Origin of the sequence: Micromonospora sp. WMMD1082, from assembly GCF_029626175.1 — a bacterium.
Taxonomy (GTDB): Bacteria; Actinomycetota; Actinomycetes; order Mycobacteriales; family Micromonosporaceae; genus Micromonospora.
Window position 1 is genome coordinate 4,420,272 of record NZ_JARUBM010000002.1, and the last position, 17,163, is coordinate 4,437,434.

Here is a 17,163-nt window from a genome sequence, read left to right on the forward strand (position 1 = left end):
GTTGCCCCCTCCGGCGGTTGCTCCTGGGACCACGCCCTCGGCCCACGCCGTCGGCCAACCAGGCAGCAACACACGCCGCCCGCCGTTCGGTCGAGGCAGCAATATCAGGGTTGTTGCTGCCTCGTGTGTGGGGTGTGGGTTGACGCAGCAGTATCCCTGATGTTGCTGCCTGGCCCCGCGCCGTGCCGTGCGGTGCGGTGTGGTGGGGTGCCGTGCCGTTCGGTGGATGGGTGAAGGGCCGACTCCCGGGGTGTGGGGGTCGGCCCTTGGTGGTGTTTGGTTGTTAGCTGGTGGCGCTGTAGCCGCGGGTGGCGATCCAGTCGGCGAGGGTGTCGATGTTCATGCGGTAGGAGGCTTGGGTGGGGTCGGCGGAGTCGGCGATGGTGACGGTGTGGCCGCCGTCGCGGTAGCCGACGATGCTGATGTAGTGGCCGCCTTCGAAGCTGTGGGGGGTGCCGTCGGTGTCGGTGGCGGTGCCGGCGATGTTGGCGACCACGGCGCGGCCGTCGTCGACGGTGCGGACGATGTCGTTGCGGAGCTTGTCGGTCTGCTTGTCGTCGGCGGTGGGGGCGGAGATTGCGGTGGAGGTGTAGACGTTCTTGCCGGTCTCCTTGTTCAGTACGGGGGTGATGTCGTTGATGGAGTTGGTGCCGGCTTCGGTGGTGCCCATGGTTTTGGCCATGGCGTCGACGTCGATGTTCTTGCCTTGGACGCTGAGGGCGTTGCGGGCGGCGGCGGGGCCGCAGTAGTAGAAGTTGGGCTGGGCTTCGTAGCGGACGTTGAGTTCGCGTTCGCTGCTGGGTTTGCGGTCGGCCTTGGCCACGGTGGTGCTGGTCGGTGTGCTGGGTGCGGCGTGGGCGGTGATGGCGGGTCCGGCGATGCCGCCGGCGGTGGCGGCGGTAGCGGCGATGGTCAGGGCGGTCTTGCGCAGGATGGTGGTACGCATGATGAGTCACGCCTCTCGTTCGGGGGTGTGCGCGGCCCGAGTGTTGGGGGATGTGCTGGGCCGTGCGTGAGGGAGTTTGTTCGGGATCGTCGGGGCCCGGTGGGCTGCTCGCGACGTCCGGGAGGGGTGTAACGCCGGGGCGTTGGGGGTCATTCCCGATCCGGTGCGCGCCCCAGGGGTGCTGCGGGGAAGGGGCGATGTCCGGTGCGGCGCCCTAGGGGCGCTGCGGGGGAACGGGCGATGGTACGTCGGGGATCTGCGGGGGATCTGCTCGCGACGTCCGAGGGATGTAACGCGGGGTGGGGCGGGGTCATTCCGGCCCGGCCTCGGGGTGCGGCGCCCGGGGGGCGTCGTGGTTACGCCATGTATAACGACCGGGCCGGGGGCGTGATTCCGCCTGGCGGGTGACCCGGGCCACCGCCCGACCCACCCGAAGCGGGATAGAACAGACATTCAGCCCACGATAGGCCCGGCACCGATCCGGACATCGTGTGCCAAACGGTATGGATCGGTCACACCTGGGTGGATCGGGTGGTGTTCTGTTCCTGAAGCCTGGGGGTGGGGATGGTCGGTGCTGCCGGCCAGGGCACCTCGGGGGCGTGGTGGAAGGTGATTCCGGCGGCCGTCCACCGGGCCCCGTGCCCGGCCAGCCGCTGGCGGAAGCCGTCCCAGTCGTGCGTCGAGGGTGGTGACCAGCCCAACTCGGCGACGGCGGGCAGCCGGGGGAGGAGCATGAACTCGATCTCGGCGAGTGTCGTGACCGACTCGGTCCAGAGCGGTGCCTCGATGCCGAGCACCGTTTCGGCCGGTACGCCGGCGACGTGCTGGGCCGGGTCCCAGTCGTACGCCCGGCGTACGTCGATCAGCCCGGCCCAGTCGTGCCCGATCGGGGTGTCTGGGGTGTACTTCATGTCGAGGTAGGTGTGGTTTCCGGGGGAGAGGATCAGCGTGGCGCCCCGGCGTACCGCGTCGGCGGTGACCGGGTCGTCGGCGGTGGTGCCCCACCACTGGAGGACCCGCCCCTGGGCGTGCGCGGCCGGGGCGATCTGGTGCCAGCCGATGACCGTCTTGCCCAGCCCGGCGACGATCCGCTGCACCCGCTCGACAAAGCGGGCGTACACGTCGGCGGGCAGCTTGAACACCTCGTCGCCGCCGATGTGCAACCACTGCCCGGGAGTGAGCGCGGCGAGTTCGCCGAGCACGTCGGCGACGAAGTCGTACGTGCGCTCGCTGGTCGGGTCGACGTAGCTGAACCCGACCTCGGTGCCGGTGTACGGCGGCGGTGCGACCCCGTCCGGCGTCAGCTCGGCGTACGCGGTCAGCGCCGCGTTGGTGTGGCCGGGCAGGTCGATCTCGGGGATCACGGTGATGTGCCGGGCGGCGGCGTACGCCACGATGCGGCGGTAGTCGGCCTGGGTGTAGTGCCCGCCGGGGCCCCCGCCGACCTCGCCGGCCCCACCGATGGTGGCCAGCTGGGGCCAGGAGTCGATGGCGATCCGCCAACCCTGGTCGTCGGTGAGGTGCAGGTGCAGCCGGTTGAGCTTGTACCGGGCGAGGTGGTCGATCACCCGCAGCACGTCGGCGACGCCGAAGAAGTGCCGGGCGACGTCGAGCATCACGCCCCGATGTGGGTAGCGGGGGCGGTCGACGATCGACCCGCCGGGCAGCACCCAGCGTGCGGCGACCGGCGTCGCGCTCTCGACGGCCGCCGGTAGCAGCTGTCGCAGCGTCTGCACCCCGTGGAAGAGGCCGGCGGCGGTGCCGGCGGTGATGCGTACCCCATCGGCGGCGATGTCGAGCCGGTAGCCCTCCGCGCCGAGGTCGGCATCGCCGGTCAGGTCGAGGGCGATGCCGCCGGCCGGCGCGGGCGTGGCGGTGTCGGTCACCGGCAGCGGGTATCCGGTGGCCGGGCGCAGCAGCGCGGCCAGTTGCTCGCCGACCGCCAGGGCGGCCGGGTCGGCGCTGACCCGGATCACTGCGTCGGCGGTGAGCAGGTGGTCGGCGCCCGGGTCCGGGGTGACCCGCTCGGGCGCGGGCACCACGTCGCCGAGCCGGACCGGCGCCGCCGGGGCGAGCAGCGCCGCCGCCTCCCGCTCCGCGGCCCGCGCCAACTCCCCGGCGGTACGCCCCACCGCCGCCCCGGACGCCGGGGCGAGTTCACCGGCGTCAGCCCGCACACCGACCTCGGCATCGGGTGGGTCGAGTGGCTCCGGTGCGGTGGCGGGGGAGGTGGACACGACAGCGGCTCCCGGGGGTGTATTCGCGGCGGTTGTGGCAATGGTGCGAGGTGTGGTCACACCGCGTGTCGTCAAGCATACGGGCAGATCGGCGATTGCGTGATCGTGCGCATGGAAACGTTCCCAGAAACGGCCGTGAACGCGCACAGTCGTTATTGCTGTGCCTATTGTCACCGAATGCTCCCGGGCCGCTCGTTGTTCGCTTAGCCTTCGCCCACCGATCGCACAGCTCCCCCGGATTATCGATGGCCGGTTCCGGGGTATCAGAAAACTGAACCTTCGTTAAGTGTCAATCCGGGCGCGTGGGAGGCTCTGGTGGCAGCGCAAGAGACGGTCGAGCACAAGTACGTCTACGACTTCGCCGAGGGCAACAAGGATCTCAAGGACCTCCTCGGCGGCAAGGGAGCCAACCTGGCCGAGATGACCAATCTCGGCCTGCCGGTACCGCCCGGCTTCACCATCACCACCGAGGCGTGCAAGGCGTACCTCGACACCGGCGTGGAACCCGCCGGGCTGGCCGACCAGATCGCCGCCCACCTGGCGGCCCTGGAGCGGGAGATGGGCCGCCGCCTCGGTGACCCGGACGACCCGCTGCTGGTCTCCGTACGCTCCGGGGCGAAGTTCTCGATGCCCGGCATGATGGAGACCGTCCTCAACGTCGGCCTCAACGATCGCAGCGTCGAAGGACTGGCCCGCCAGGCCGGCGGCTCGACCGATCAGGCGGCCTCCGGCGGCTCTACCGACCAGGCCGCCTCCGGCGGGGCGGACAGATTCGCCTGGGACTCCTACCGGCGCCTGATCCAGATGTTCGGCAAGACGGTCTGCGAGGTGCCGGGCGAGGAGTTCGAGCAGGCGCTCGACGAGGCCAAGCGGGCCAGGGGCACCACCGACGACCTCGACCTGGACGCGGACGACCTGCGTGGGCTGGTCGACGCGTACAAGAAAATCTTCAGTAAGCACACCGGGCGGGAGTTTCCGCAGGAGCCGCGCGAGCAGCTCGACCTGGCCGTGCGGGCGGTGTTCGCGTCGTGGAACGCCGAGCGGGCGGTGGTCTACCGCCGGCAGGAGCGCATCCCGGCCGACCTCGGTACCGCCGTCAACGTGGTGGCGATGGTCTTCGGCAACCTCGGTCCGGACTCCGGCACCGGCGTCGCCTTCACCCGCGACCCGGCCAGCGGCGCGCAGGGCATCTACGGCGACTACCTGGCCAACGCCCAGGGCGAGGACGTGGTCGCCGGCATCCGCAACACCGTGCCGTTGCAGGAGCTGGAGCGGATCGACAAGCACTCCTACGACGAGCTGCTCGACTACATGGCCCGGCTGGAGCGGCACTACCGGGACCTCTGCGACATCGAGTTCACCATCGAACGCGGCAAGCTGTGGATGTTGCAGACCCGGGTCGGCAAGCGCACCGCCGCCGCCGCGTTCGTCATCGCCGGCCAGCTGATCGACGAGGGCCTGATCGACCTCGACGAGGCGCTGCACCGGGTCAACGGCGCGCAGCTGGCCCAGCTGATGTTCCCGCGCTTCCAGCTCGACCACGGGTTTCCGCCGGTGGCCACCGGCATCGGCGCCTCGCCCGGCGCGGCGGTCGGCAAGGTGGTCTTCACCTCGGCCCGCGCGGTCGAGCTGGCCGGCGAGGGGGAGGCCGTCATCCTGGTCCGCCGGGAGACCAACCCCGACGACCTGAGCGGCATGATCGCCGCCCGGGGCATCCTGACCTCGCGTGGCGGCAAGACCAGCCACGCCGCGGTGGTGGCCCGGGGGATGGGCAAGACCTGTGTCTCGGGCGCCGACAAGCTGGACATCGACGTGCCGAAGCGGCGGTTCACCGTGGCCGGGAAGACGGTGACCGAGGGCGACGTGGTCTCCATCGACGGCACCACCGGCAAGGTGTACCTGGGCGAGGTGCCGGCCACGCCGTCGGAGGTGGTGCGGTACTTCGAGGGCGAACTCGACCCGTCGGCCACGGACGACGCGCTGGTCCGGGCCGTACACCGGATCATGTCGCACGCCGACACGGTCCGGACGCTGGCGGTACGCACCAACGCCGACACGGCCGCCGACGCGGCGCGGGCCCGGCGCTTCGGCGCCGGTGGCATCGGGCTCTGCCGCACCGAGCACATGTTCCTCGGCGACCGGCGCGAGCTGGTCGAACGGCTGATCCTGGCCCGCGAGCCGGACGAGCGGGAGAGCGCGCTCGCCGCGCTGCTGCCGTTGCAGCGGGCGGACTTCGTGGAGATCTTCCGGGAGATGGACGGCCTGCCGGTCACCGTCCGGCTGATCGATCCGCCGCTGCACGAGTTCCTGCCGCCGCTGGAACAGCTCGCGGTCGACGTGGCGGTCGCCCAGGAGCGCGGCGAGGACGTCGCCAAGGAGGAGGCGCTGCTCGCCGCCGTACGCCGGATGCACGAGGAGAACCCGATGCTCGGGCTGCGCGGGGTGCGCCTCGGCCTGGTCATCCCCGGCCTCTTCGCGATGCAGGTCCGGGCGATCACCGAGGCCGCCGTGGAGTGCGCGCGGCAGGGCGTCCGGTCCTGCCCGGAGATCATGGTCCCGCTCGTCGGCGCGGTCCAGGAGCTGGAGACGGTACGCGCCGAGGCCGAGAGGATCATCGCCGACGTGGCCGGCGGCAGCGACGTCGAGGTGCTGATCGGCACGATGATCGAGGTGCCCCGGGCGGCGCTGACCGCCGGTCAGATCGCCGAGGCCGCGGAGTTCTTCTCCTTCGGCACCAACGACCTGACCCAGATGGGCTGGGGCTTCTCCCGCGACGACGTGGAGGGCGCCTTCTTCTGGCGCTACCTGGAGCTGGGCATCTTCGGCATCTCACCCTTCGAGTCGATCGACGCCGACGGGATCGGCCGGCTGGTGCGCATCGCCGCCGAGGAGGGGCGGGCCGCCCGGCCGGGACTGAAGCTCGGCGTCTGCGGCGAGCACGGCGGCGACCCGGACTCGGTGCACTTCTTCCACTCGGTCGGGCTGGACTACGTCTCCTGCTCGCCCTTCCGGGTGCCGGTGGCACGGTTGGAGGCCGGCCGGGCCGCCGTGATCACGACCGGCTCGGACAGCCGCTGAGGGCCGGGCCTCCCGGCCGGTGCCCGCACACCGTCCGGGAGGCCCGCCTCGACACGGTCGGTTCGGGGTGGAGCTCAGATCGGCGGCCGGCGCCAGGTGATCGACGGATCCCGGCGCGGGCGCTGGTTCGGCAGGGTGGACATCGGGGTGCGCACCGCCAGCGGGGCGTGTGGGTCCGGCTGGTGATGCGGCGTCAGCGTCGGCCGGCGGCAGGCGGCGAGCGCCGGGCCGGTGCGGTGGACCACCCCTCGCGCCTCCTCCCGCAGCGCCGCCAGATCCGCCCCCGGGTCGGCGACCAGGGTCAGCAGCGCGTCCCGGCCGGCCGGGTAGGTGACCACGCAGCCGGCCGCGGTGTGCACCACGGATTCGTGGAACGCTCCCTGCCGGACGGTGGCCGCCATCCGGTGGCCGAGGCCGAAGCTGGCCGCCGCCAGTGCCGCCAGGTGGGTGGCGTCCGTCGCCGGCAGGTCGCTGGTGATCAGCAGGCCGTCCGTGCCGGCGATGACCGTGCCGGCGACCTCGGGGCGGCGTCGGCGCAGCCCGCGCAACTCGGTGCCCATCATCGTTTCCGCGTTCACGAGCGTGTTTCTCCCGCCGGTCGTGTCTCCGCCTCAACAGGTGACGTTCCGCGATGGCGACGCTACCTGTGGATGTCGATGTATGCGATCCCGTGGCGGCCGGCGATCGGTCGACAACTCTCGTCTGATCGGGGGATGTGAGCCCACCGCGCCCACGTCGCGGGCGCGCCGGGCACGGCAGCCGGGCGTAACCTGATCTAGTGCGGTGACCGTCGTCGCGAAGGGGTGGCCGGATGAGATCGCGTACCGAGCTGTCGAGGGAGAGTCTGGCCGGTGTCGGCGCGGCGGTGCCGGCATGACCAGCGTGTGGGAGAGCCTGACCGTCGACGCCCGGGACCCGGGCCGGTTGGCCCGCTGGTGGGCGGAGGCGCTCGGCTACCAGGTGGTCGACGAGCGGCCGGACGAGGTGGAGATCCGGCAGAGCGCGGACCAGTTGCCCGGGATCGTCTTCGTGCCGGTCGCCGGCGCCAAGGAGGGCAAGAACCGGCTGCACCTCGACCTGCGCCCGGCCGACCGGGAGGCCGAGGTGGAACGGCTGGTCGACATGGGCGCCCGGCACGTCGACGTGGGTCAGGACGGCGACGACTGGACGGTGCTGGCGGATCCGGAGGGTAACGAGTTCTGCGTGCTGCGGCAGCGTGGCGATTGAGCGCTGCACCCCCTGAGTCGGACGCCGCCCGCCGGGTGGACGAGCCGGCCAAGGATCCGGGCCACGGCCGGTCGCCGTACGAGCGGGACCGGGCGCGGGTGCTGCACTCGGCGGCGTTCCGCCGGCTCGCCGCGAAGACCCAGGTGCACACGGCGGGCACGGACGACTTCCTGCGTACCCGGTTGACCCACTCCCTGGAGGTGGCGCAGATCGGCCGGGAGATGGGCGCCCGGCTGGGCTGCGACCCGGACGTGGTGGACACCGCCGGGCTGGCCCACGACCTCGGGCACCCGCCGTTCGGGCACAACGGCGAGGCCGCGCTGGACGAACTCGCCGCCGCCTGCGGCGGGTTCGAGGGCAACGCGCAGACGCTGCGCGTGCTCACCCGCCTCGAGGCCAAGGTGTACGCCGCCGACGGCGGGTCCGTCGGGCTGAACCTCACCCGTGCCTCGCTCGACGCGGTCGGCAAGTACCCGTGGACCCGCGTGCCGGGCCGGCGCAAGTTCGGGGTGTACGCCGACGACCTGCCCGCCTTCGCCTGGCTGCGGGAGGGCGCCCCGCCCGGCGAGCGGCGCTGCCTGGAGGCGCAGGTGATGGACTGGGCCGACGACGTGGCGTACTCGGTGCACGACGTCGAGGACGGCATCCACGGCGGATACCTCACCCTGGAGCCGCTGCTCGCCGACGCCGACGAGCGGGCGGCGCTCTGCGTCGACGTGGCCGCCGTCTACTCGACCGAGTCGCCCGGCGATCTCGGCGAGGCGCTGGTCGACCTGCTCGCCGATCCGGTGCTCGCCCCGCTGGCCGGCTACGACGGCAGCCATCGCGCCCAGGCCGCGCTCAAGGCCACCACCAGCGTGCTGACCGGCCGTTTCGTGTCGACCGCGGTCGCCGCCACCACCGCCCGGTACGGCCCCGGACCGCACCGCAGGTACGCGGCCGACCTCGTCGTACCCCGGCAGGTGCGCGCCCGGTGCGCGCTGCTCAAGGGCATCGCCCTGCGGTACGTGATGCGCCGGCAGGGCGCGCGGGAGCGCTACGAGCACCAGCGGGAGATCCTCACCGACCTGGTGGCCGCGCTGGCGCGGCGGGCACCGGAGGCGCTCGACCCGGTCTTCGCCCCGCTGTGGCGGGCCGCGCCGGACGACGCCGCCCGGCTGCGGGTGGTCGTCGACCAGGTCGCCTCGCTGACCGACCCGGCCGCGTTGACCTGGCACGATCGCCTGACCAGAAGCTGACACCAGGCCCGGTGTTCATGGGGCGGCCGAGCGGTCCACCGGGAAGTTAGGTTAGCCTAACCCAATGACGGAGCGTCCGAAGAAGGTCACCTCCGCCCGGGTGCTGCGCACCGGGCGACCCACCGCGCACGTGGTGCGGCTGGTGCTCGGCGGGGAGGAGCTGGTCGACCTGCCGGTCGGCGAGTTCACCGACCACTACATAAAGATCGTCTTTCCGGTCGCCGGGGTGGACTACCCGCGCCCGCTCGACCTCGCCGCGATCCGCCGCGACCTGCCGCGCGAGCACTGGCCCCGGCTGCGCGCCTACACGGTGCGCGCCTGGGACGCGACGGCCGGTGAGCTGACCGTCGACGTGGTGTACCACGGTGACGAGGGGCTGGCCGGTCCGTGGGCCGCCGCGCTGCGACCCGGTGACGAGGTGCTGTTCATCGGCCCCGGTGGGGCGTACGCGCCGAGTCCGGAGGCCGACTGGCACCTGCTGGCCGGCGACGAGAGCGCGTTGCCGGCGATCGCCGCGTCCCTGGCCCGGCTGCCGGTCGGCGCGCCCGCGCACGTCTTCGTCGAGGTCGACGGCCCGGCCGACGAGCAGCCGCTGCCCAGCCCCGGCGCGGTGCGCCTGACCTGGCTGCACCGGGGCACCCGGCCGGTGGGCGAGGCGCTGGTGGCCGCCGTCCGCGGGCTCGACTTCCCGCCCGGCGCGGTGCACGCCTTCGTGCACGGCGAGGCGGCCTTCGTCCGCCAGCTGCGCCGCCTGCTCCGGATGGAGCGCGGCGTGTCGCGCGAGCAGCTCTCCATCTCCGGCTACTGGCGCCAGGGCCTGACCGACGAGGCCTGGCGCGACACCAAACCCACCTGGAACCTCCAGATCGAAGCCGAGGAGCGCACCCCCGCACCCGCCCTACTCCGTTGATCATGAGGTTGGCGGGCCCCCGCTGACCGACCGGCCCGCCGCCCCGGCCCGCTGCCGTGCGTGTCGGGGTGGCAGGGCAGGATGTAGGGCGAGGGGGTGGCGGCATGGCAGGGCGGATCCGGGACGAGGACATCGCGCTGGTCCGCGAGCGTACGTCCATCGCCGAGGTCATCTCCGACACGGTGACGCTCAAGTCGGCCGGCGGCGGCAACCTCAAGGGGCTCTGCCCCTTCCACGACGAGAAGAGCCCGTCGTTCAACGTCTCGCCCGCCCGCAACGTCTGGTACTGCTTCGGCTGCGGCGAAGGCGGCGACGCCATCAAGTTCCTGATGGACGCCGAGCACCTCAGCTTCGTCGAGTCGGTGGAACGGCTCGCCGCCCGCGTCGGCCTGCAACTGCGCTACGTCGAGGACGACCGGTCCGCCCCGCGCGGCAACCGCCCGCAGCAGGGGCAGAAGCAACGGCTCGTCGCCGCGCACGCCGCCGCGGTGGAGTTCTACACCGCCCAGCTGACCACGGCCGGCGCGCGTACCGCCCGGGAGTTCCTGGCCGAGCGCGGCTTCGACCGGGCGGCCGCGCAGCGATACGGCTGCGGCTTCGCCCCGGACGGCTGGGATCTGCTCACCAAGCACCTGCGCCAGCGCGGCTTCAGCCACGACGAGCTGGTCACCGCCGGGCTGTCCCGCCCGGCCCGCTCGGGCAGCCTGATCGACCGGTTCCGGCGCCGGCTGCTCTGGCCGATCCGCGACCTCACCGGGGACGTGATCGGCTTCGGCGCCCGGCGGCTCTTCGACGACGATGACGGCCCGAAGTACCTCAACACCCCCGAGACCCCGATCTACAAGAAGTCCCACGTGCTCTACGGCATCGACCAGGCCAAACGGGAGATCGCCAAGCAGGGCCGGGTGGTGGTGGTGGAGGGCTACACCGACGTGATGGCCTGCCACCTGGCCGGCGTGACGACCGCCGTGGCGACCTGCGGCACCGCGTTCGGCGCCGACCACATCGGCGTCCTGCGCCGGCTGCTGCTCGACACCGACGCGGTCGCCGGCGAGATCATCTTCACCTTCGACGGGGACGCCGCCGGGCAGAAGGCCGCGCTGCGCGCCTTCGACGACGACCAGCGCTTCGTCGGGCGTACCTTCATCGCGGTCAGCCCCGACAACATGGACCCGTGCGAGCTGCGTCTGGCAAAGGGCGACCTGGCGGTCCGCGACCTGGTCGCCCGCCGCGAGCCGCTGGTCGACTTCGCGCTGCGCCACGTCATCAGCCGGCACGACCTGGACACCGTCGACGGCCGTGTCGAGGCGATGCGCCGCGCCGCGCCGCTGGTGGCCAAGCTCAAGGACCGGGAGAAACGCCCGGAGTACGTCCGCAAGCTCGCCGGTGACCTCGGCATGGAGATCGAGCCGGTGCAGCGGGCGGTGCTGGCCGCCGCCTCGGGGCGACCGGCGGACGGGCCGGCCGCGCGTCCCGCCCGCAGCGAGCCGGCGGTGGACAGCCCACAGTCGATGGTCGAGCGGGAGGCGCTGAAGCTGGCCCTTCAGGAGCCGGTGCTGGCCGGCCCGATGTTCGACGCGGTCGAGGCGGCCGACTACCGGCACCCCGTGCACGTCGCCGTCCGCGCGGCGATCGCGGCGGCCGGCGGGGCCGCCACGGCGGCCGGCGGCGCGGTGTGGATCGAGTCGGTCCGGGACGCCTGCGCGGATCTCGCCGCCCAGGCGCTCGTGGGTGAGCTGGCCGTCGAACCGCTGCGGATCGACGGCGAGCCCGACCCCCGCTACGTCTCGATCACCATGGCCCGGTTGCAGTGGGGGTCGGTCACCGGACGGATCCGGGAGTTGAAGTCGCGCATCCAGCGGATCAACCCGGTCAACAACAAGGACGAGTACTTCGCCACCTTCGGTGAGCTGCTCTCGCTGGAGCAGCACGCCCGCGCACTGCGCGAACAGGCGGCGGGAGGGCTGTGACGATGGGACTGTTCCGCCGCCGGCCGAAGCTGCCACCGGCCGACCGGCCGCCGCTGGAGCGCGACGAACGGGTGCTGGCCTGGGCCGCCGCCGGCAACGGCGAGGGCGACGGGGTGGTCGTCGCCACCCACCTCGGGCTCTGGCTGCCCGGTCGGGGCCACCGGATCGGCTGGCACGACATCGTCAAGGCCGTCTGGTCGGGGCGGGAGTTGACCGTCACCCCGGGCGAGCGGGTCGCCGAGCGCGACGGCTACCTGGTGGTCGCCGACCGCCCGGCCGAGCGGTACCTGCTGCTCGATCCCGGTGAACTGCCGCACCAGGTACGCACCCGGGTCACCCGCTCCGTGGCGTACACCCAGGAGCACGCGCTGCCCGGCGGGTCCGGCCGGATCGTCGGTCGCCGGGTGGCCGGCGTGGACGGCCTGACCTGGATGGTCCGTTACGACCCGGGCACCGCGACCGACGACGCGGCGGTGGTGGCCGAGACCGACCGGCTGGTCGCCGCGGCCCGCGCGGCGATGGCGCCCGCGGACGTTTGACGCGCGACCCGCCGCCAGTGAGTAACTCGGTGGGAAGTGTCGGACCGGGTGTCTAGGGTCGATGGGGTGACCATGGCTCAACCACTCATCCAGGCACGGGGGCTGGTGAAGCGGTTCGGCGACTTCACCGCCGTGGACGGCATCGACGTGGAGGTCCGCGCCGGTGAGGCGTTCGGCTTCCTCGGGCCCAACGGCGCCGGCAAGTCGTCGACCATGCGGATGGTCGGCTGCATCTCGCCACCCAGCGACGGAGAGCTGCGCATCCTCGGCCTCGACCCGCTGCGGGACGGGCCGGCCATCCGGGCCCGTCTCGGCGTCTGCCCCCAGCTCGACAACCTCGACCCGGAGCTGACCGTCCGGGAAAACCTGACGACGTACGCGCGCTACTTCGGCATCCCCCGCCGGGTGGCGCGGGCGCGCGCCGCCGAGTTGCTCGACTTCGTGCAGCTCCGCGAGCGGGCGGAGAGCAAGGTCGAGCCGCTCTCCGGTGGCATGAAGCGCCGGCTCACCATCGCTCGCGCGCTGGTCAACGAGCCGGACATCGTGCTGCTCGACGAGCCGACCACCGGCCTCGACCCGCAGGCCCGGCACCTGGTGTGGGAGCGGTTGTTCCGGCTCAAGCAGCAGGGCGTCACGCTGGTGCTCACCACGCACTACATGGACGAGGCCGAGCAGCTCTGCGACCGGCTGGTGGTGATGGACGGCGGGCGGATCGTCGCCGAGGGGTCACCGCGTGCGCTCATCGAGCGGCACTCCACCCGCGAGGTGGTCGAGCTGCGGTTCGCCGCCGACTCGCAGGAGACGTTCGCCGGCAAGCTGGACGGCCTGGGGGAGCGGGTCGAGGTGCTGCCCGACCGGATCCTGCTCTACGTGCCCGACGGTGACGCGGCGGTCGGCGAGGTCGCCGCGCTCGGCCTGCACCCGGTCAACGTGCTGGTCCGGCGCAGCAGCCTGGAGGACGTCTTCCTGCACCTCACCGGCCGCACCCTCGTCGACTGATGCCACCGGGAGAAAGAGCCATGGCACAACTGACCCGGGAGAGACCCGCCCTACCGCGAGTGCCGGCGTTGACGGTGCTCAACTACTACCTGGTGGGTTACCGGCGCACCTGGCGGTCCGGAGTCTTCTCGTCCTTCCTGCTGCCCACGCTGACCGTGCTCGGGTTCGGGGTGGGCGTCGGGGCGTACATCGACCAGGGCGTCGGTGGCGTCTCCTACCTTGAGTGGATCGTCGGCGGGCTGCTCGCGTCGACGGCGATGCAGGTGGCGATCGGCGAGTCGACGTGGCCGGTGTTCAGCAACCTGCAGTGGACGAAGATCTACCTCGGGCAGCGTTCGGCGCCGTTGCGGGTCGACGACATCCTCGCCGGCCACCTGGCGTTCGTGCTGTTCCGGGTGCTGACCTCGGTCGTGGCGTTTCTCCTGGTGACCGGAGTGCTGGGGGCGTTGCGGTCGCCGTGGGCGGTGCTCGCGCTGCCGGTGGCGGCGCTGCTCACCCTGGCCATCGCGGCGCCCGCCTTCGCGTACGCGGCGTCGGTCGACACGGACAGTTGGCTCGCGATGCTGTTCCGGTTCGCGGTGATCCCGATGACCCTGTTCGCCGGGGTGTTCTTCCCGGTCGAGTCGCTGCCGCTGGTGCTGCGCTGGCTCGCGTACGCGACGCCGCTCTGGCACGCCGTCGACCTGTGCCGGGCGGCGGTGCTCGGCGTCGCTCCGCAGTGGTCGGTCGCCGGCCACCTGTGCTACCTCGCCGCCTGGGCGGCTGCCGGCTGGCTGCTCGCCCGCCGCGCCTTCGCCCGCAAGCTCGTCGTCTGAAGTGGGGTTGTCGTGGTCAATCTGATGCTGCCCCGGCTGGTGGACGTCTCCGCCGCGTCGCGCCGGTCCGCGTCGGTCACCGAGCGCAACGTCGCGACCCTGAAGCCGGTGTACTGGTTGCTGCTCCTGTCCGGCGTCGTCGAGCCACTGCTCTACCTGCTGTCGATCGGCGTCGGGGTGGGTGCGCTGATCGGTGACCTGACGCTGCCCGGCGGCGAGGTCGTCACGTACGCGGCCTTCGTCGCCCCGGCCATGCTCGCCTCGTCGGCGATGACCGGCGCGCTCACGGAGACCACCTTCAACTTCTTCGGGAAGATGAAGTACATGAAGCTGTACGACGGGGTGATCGCCACCCCGGTACAGCCGTTCGAGATCGCCCTCGGCGAGCTGGCCTGGGCGATGCTGCGGGGCAGCGCGTACTCGGCCGCATTCCTGGTGGTGATGGTCGTGATGGACCTGACCACCCCCGCCCGCGCGCTCGCCACGTTCCCGGCGGCGGTGCTGGTCGGCTTCGCGTTCGGGGCGCTCGGCATGGCGGTGTCCACGTTCATGCGCAGCTGGCAGGACTTCGACATGGTGGGCTCGGCGCAGTTCGTCCTGTTCCTGTTCTCCGGGACCTTCGTTCCCGCCGAGGCGTACCCGACGGTGCTGCGCTGGCTGGTCGAGGTCACCCCGCTCTACCGGGCGGTGCACCTGATCCGCGGGGTGACCGTCGGCACGGCCGGCTGGGCGTGGCTGCTCGACGTGCTCTACCTGGCCGTGGTGCTGGTCGCCGGCCTGCTGATCGCCTCGCGCCGGATGGGCCGCCTGCTCTACAAGTAGTAGCGCCCAGCGCCCGCTGCCCGCTGCCGCCCGTCCGCTGCTCGCTGCCGCCCGCCCGCTGCCCGCTGCCGCCCGCCCGCTGCCCGCTGCCGGCTGCCCGGCCGGCGTGGCTACTCGGATGCATGCCGCTACAGGGAGTCGGGCCGCCCGGTTGCCGGCCTGCGGGCCGATAGCTTCTTGCTCACCCGCCCATCCCACTCGATCCCGACAGTTTCTCAAATTGTGGGACGGGGGTCTGAGACCTTGGACAGTTTCCGTTGGGCCCTAACGGAAACTGTCCAAGATCTGAACGCGATACCGGGCCTGGTTCTTGGGCACCGCCGGGTCGTCGCCCGGACTTCGCCTCGATCCGAGGTTCCCCGGGCAGCTTCTCAGCGGGATCGGGCCCAGGTGAGGAAGCGGTCGGCCAGCACGTCCGGTGGGGCCTGGCCGTCGAGGTCGCCGGCCGCGTCGTACATCAGCCCGCCGAGGTAGATCAGCAGGCCCGTGCGGTTCTCCCGGTACTCGCCCAGCAACGCCAGCCGCGCGGGCGAGCACGGCCACGCGGCGCCGCACACCCGGCACCGCCAGGACGGCCGCGCGGCGACGTGTGGCCGGTAGCGGGGCATCAGCGCCGACCCTCCTGCGTCCCGTGCGGCCAGTGGCCCTCGTTCGTGTGCCCGTCCTGGGTGTCGCGTGGCGGTGGCCGGTGGCCGGTGGCCCTCGTTCGTGCGCCCTTCCTGCCTTTCGCGCGATGGCGGCCAGTGGCCTTCGTTCGCGCGCCGCTCCAGGGTTCCGCACGGCGGTGGCCAGTGGCCTCCGTCAGCGCGCCACTCCTGCGCCCGGGTGAGCCACCCCGGCCGTCCCGGACCGTGGAGGTGGCGGACAACCTCCCCGGTGTGGTGGCCGTACGTGATTCCAAGGATCCGGCCGGGCCGGCGTTGGCCTTCGCCCCCGGTGCGTGGCGCGCGTTCGTCACGCACTTCACCGACCGCCCGTAGCGCGCGTCGCCGCACGGCACGCCCGCTCGTAGCAGGCGTCGCCGTCGCAGCCCGAGCCGCCGCCCGGAGCGGGCGCTGCCGCTCGTAGCGGGCGTGACGGTGTGACGACGCCGAGAATGCGATCGTCGATCTTGGACAGTTTCCGTCAGCGGGACGGCAACTGTCCAAGATCTGGTGGTGTCGGGTCGGTACGGCGGCCAGAGTCGGCGGATGGTATCCGTCATTCCGGACGAGCGGGCCGGGGCGTTGGAGTGGTTGGCGTTCGAGCAGGCCGGCGTGCTCACCGCCGCCCAGGCGCGCAGCGTGTTGAGTGAGGGCGCGGTGCGCGGGCTGGTGCGCTCGGGTCGGTGGCGCTCGATCGGGCGTGGGCTGCTGCTGTCCGGCAATGGGCGGCTGGCCCGGGATCAGCAGCTGTGGGTCGCCGTCCTGGCCGCCGGACCGGGTGCGGTCCTCGCGGGCGCCACGGCGGCCACCGAGGCGGGGGTACGCGGATTGCGTGCCGAGCCTCTGCACGTGCTCGTGCCGGCGACCCGCCGGGCCGGTCGTACCATTCTGCGCCGGTTGCCGATCGACATGGCCGCCGTGGTGGTGCACCGGACGGCGGTGCTGCCCGCCGAGCATCTCCAGGTCGGCCGCCCACCCCGGACCACCACGGCGCGTGCCCTGGTCGACGCGGCGGGCTGGGCGCCATCGGTGCGGCAGGCGCAGGAGATGCTCGCGGCCGGCTGCCAGCAACGCCGGGTGCTGCCGGAGGAGGTGGCCGCCGTGCTCGACTCGCTGCCCCGGGCACCCCGACGACGGCTGATCCGGCAGACCATCGACGACATCGCCGGCGGCGCTCAGGCGCTGAGCGAGATCGACTTCGTGCGGCTCTGCCGCCGGGCCGGTCTACCCCGGCCCGACCTGCAGCAACAGCGTACCGACGCGGCCGGATGCACCCGCTGGCTCGACGCGTACTGGCGGGAGTGGCAGGTGCACGCGGAGGTCGACGGATCGCACCACATGGACGTACGCCAGTGGGCGGCGGACATGCGGCGGCAGAACGATGTCTGGACTGCCGGCGACCGGATCCTCCGCTTCCCCGCCTGGCTGATCCGGGCCCACCCGGACGAGGTGGCCGACACCCTCCGCCGCGCCCTCCTCGCCGCCGGCTGGCGACCAGACGCATAGATCTTGGACAGTTTCCGTTCCGCGCTAACGGGAACTGTCCAAGATCTAGCTTTCGCTGGGATGGCGGTGTGAGTGGCTGCCCGTCGGGTGGTCGGTTTGCTGGAGTTGTTCGATTTGGGCGCGGCGCGGCGCGGTGCGGCGCGGCGCGGCGCGGTGCGGCGCGGCGCGGTGCGGTGCGGTGTGCGGCGTGGTGTGCGGCGTGGCGTGGCGTGGCCGGGGCGGGGCGGGGCGG

At 72.4% G+C, this 17,163-nt stretch carries 15 protein-coding genes; 11 read left to right on the forward strand and 4 right to left on the reverse strand.

What is annotated here, in order from left to right; genetic code table 11:
* Window positions 1-283 precede the first annotated feature (283 nt).
* Together O7615_RS20525 and O7615_RS20530 are read right to left on the reverse strand one after the other, a co-directional pair.
* Window positions 284-946 carry a C39 family peptidase gene (locus O7615_RS20525; RefSeq protein WP_278179381.1) on the reverse strand — a complete coding sequence of 221 codons (663 nt, stop codon included), beginning with the start codon at window positions 944-946 and terminating at the stop codon, window positions 284-286.
* A gap of 512 nt (window positions 947-1,458) precedes the next feature.
* Window positions 1,459-3,123, reverse strand: a complete 1,665-nt coding sequence (locus tag O7615_RS20530) for a beta-N-acetylhexosaminidase (RefSeq protein WP_278182163.1) — start codon at window positions 3,121-3,123, stop codon at window positions 1,459-1,461.
* A 375-nt stretch (window positions 3,124-3,498) separates the two neighbouring features.
* Between O7615_RS20530 and ppdK the strand changes: the two genes are divergently transcribed.
* Entirely contained in the window at window positions 3,499-6,261 is a 2,763-nt protein-coding gene (ppdK, locus tag O7615_RS20535) for a pyruvate, phosphate dikinase (protein ID WP_278179382.1), read from the forward strand.
* Window positions 6,262-6,335: 74 nt separating this feature from the next.
* On the opposite strand, the gene O7615_RS20540 is transcribed toward ppdK, so the two are convergent.
* Window positions 6,336-6,839: a roadblock/LC7 domain-containing protein gene (locus tag O7615_RS20540; RefSeq protein ID WP_278179383.1), complete on the reverse strand. Its 504-nt coding sequence runs from the start codon at window positions 6,837-6,839 to the stop codon at window positions 6,336-6,338.
* 295 nt (window positions 6,840-7,134) lie between these two features.
* On the opposite strand from O7615_RS20540, the gene O7615_RS20545 reads away from it, so the two are divergent.
* The 8 genes from O7615_RS20545 (at window position 7,135) to O7615_RS20580 (ending at window position 14,781) form a co-directional block, all read left to right on the forward strand.
* A complete protein-coding gene (locus O7615_RS20545) occupies window positions 7,135-7,488 on the forward strand; it encodes a VOC family protein (RefSeq protein ID WP_278179384.1) in 354 nt (117 codons plus the stop codon).
* The gene (locus O7615_RS20550) at window positions 7,485-8,726 is read left to right on the forward strand and encodes a deoxyguanosinetriphosphate triphosphohydrolase (protein ID WP_278179385.1); all 1,242 of its coding nucleotides are present in this window, start codon (window positions 7,485-7,487) and stop codon (window positions 8,724-8,726) included. The genes O7615_RS20545 and O7615_RS20550 overlap by 4 nt, the downstream gene beginning before the upstream one ends.
* Window positions 8,727-8,790: 64 nt before the next feature.
* Window positions 8,791-9,636 carry a siderophore-interacting protein gene (locus O7615_RS20555; RefSeq protein WP_278179387.1) on the forward strand — a complete coding sequence of 282 codons (846 nt, stop codon included), beginning with the start codon at window positions 8,791-8,793 and terminating at the stop codon, window positions 9,634-9,636.
* Between the two features lie 104 nt (window positions 9,637-9,740).
* Entirely contained in the window at window positions 9,741-11,606 is a 1,866-nt protein-coding gene (gene dnaG, locus O7615_RS20560) for a DNA primase (RefSeq protein ID WP_278179388.1), read from the forward strand.
* A 2-nt stretch (window positions 11,607-11,608) separates the two neighbouring features.
* Entirely contained in the window at window positions 11,609-12,145 is a 537-nt protein-coding gene (locus O7615_RS20565; RefSeq protein WP_278182164.1) for a hypothetical protein, read from the forward strand.
* Between the two features lie 66 nt (window positions 12,146-12,211).
* On the forward strand, window positions 12,212-13,144 hold the full coding sequence (locus tag O7615_RS20570) for an ABC transporter ATP-binding protein (protein WP_278179389.1): 933 nt from the start codon (window positions 12,212-12,214) through the stop codon (window positions 13,142-13,144).
* Window positions 13,145-13,164: 20 nt separating this feature from the next.
* Window positions 13,165-13,959 carry an ABC transporter permease gene (locus tag O7615_RS20575; RefSeq protein WP_278179390.1) on the forward strand — a complete coding sequence of 265 codons (795 nt, stop codon included), beginning with the start codon at window positions 13,165-13,167 and terminating at the stop codon, window positions 13,957-13,959.
* Window positions 13,960-13,971: 12 nt separating this feature from the next.
* Window positions 13,972-14,781 carry an ABC transporter permease gene (locus tag O7615_RS20580; protein WP_278179391.1) on the forward strand — a complete coding sequence of 270 codons (810 nt, stop codon included), beginning with the start codon at window positions 13,972-13,974 and terminating at the stop codon, window positions 14,779-14,781.
* 371 nt (window positions 14,782-15,152) lie between these two features.
* Here the strand turns inward: O7615_RS20580 and O7615_RS20585 are convergent, their stop codons facing one another.
* Complete coding sequence (locus tag O7615_RS20585; RefSeq protein WP_278179392.1) at window positions 15,153-15,389, reverse strand: flavin reductase; 237 nt, start codon at window positions 15,387-15,389, stop codon at window positions 15,153-15,155.
* Between the two features lie 207 nt (window positions 15,390-15,596).
* Here O7615_RS20585 and O7615_RS20590 point away from each other — a divergent pair, with 207 nt between their 5' ends.
* Window positions 15,597-15,761, forward strand: a complete 165-nt coding sequence (locus O7615_RS20590) for a DUF397 domain-containing protein (protein ID WP_278182165.1) — start codon at window positions 15,597-15,599, stop codon at window positions 15,759-15,761.
* Window positions 15,762-15,971: 210 nt separating this feature from the next.
* Window positions 15,972-16,931 carry a hypothetical protein gene (locus O7615_RS20595; RefSeq protein WP_278179393.1) on the forward strand — a complete coding sequence of 320 codons (960 nt, stop codon included), beginning with the start codon at window positions 15,972-15,974 and terminating at the stop codon, window positions 16,929-16,931.
* Window positions 16,932-17,163: the final 232 nt, after the last annotated feature.

Coding starts and splice junctions, on each gene's coding strand:
- O7615_RS20525 (WP_278179381.1), bottom strand. CDS start 946: ATGCGTACCACCATCCTGCGCAAGACCGCCCTGACCATCGCCGCTACC.
- O7615_RS20545 (WP_278179384.1), top strand. CDS start 7,135: ATGACCAGCGTGTGGGAGAGCCTGACCGTCGACGCCCGGGACCCGGGC.
- O7615_RS20555 (WP_278179387.1), top strand. CDS start 8,791: ATGACGGAGCGTCCGAAGAAGGTCACCTCCGCCCGGGTGCTGCGCACC.
- dnaG (WP_278179388.1), top strand. CDS start 9,741: ATGGCAGGGCGGATCCGGGACGAGGACATCGCGCTGGTCCGCGAGCGT.
- O7615_RS20565 (WP_278182164.1), top strand. CDS start 11,609: ATGGGACTGTTCCGCCGCCGGCCGAAGCTGCCACCGGCCGACCGGCCG.
- O7615_RS20575 (WP_278179390.1), top strand. CDS start 13,165: ATGGCACAACTGACCCGGGAGAGACCCGCCCTACCGCGAGTGCCGGCG.
- O7615_RS20585 (WP_278179392.1), bottom strand. CDS start 15,389: ATGCCCCGCTACCGGCCACACGTCGCCGCGCGGCCGTCCTGGCGGTGC.
- O7615_RS20595 (WP_278179393.1), top strand. CDS start 15,972: ATGGTATCCGTCATTCCGGACGAGCGGGCCGGGGCGTTGGAGTGGTTG.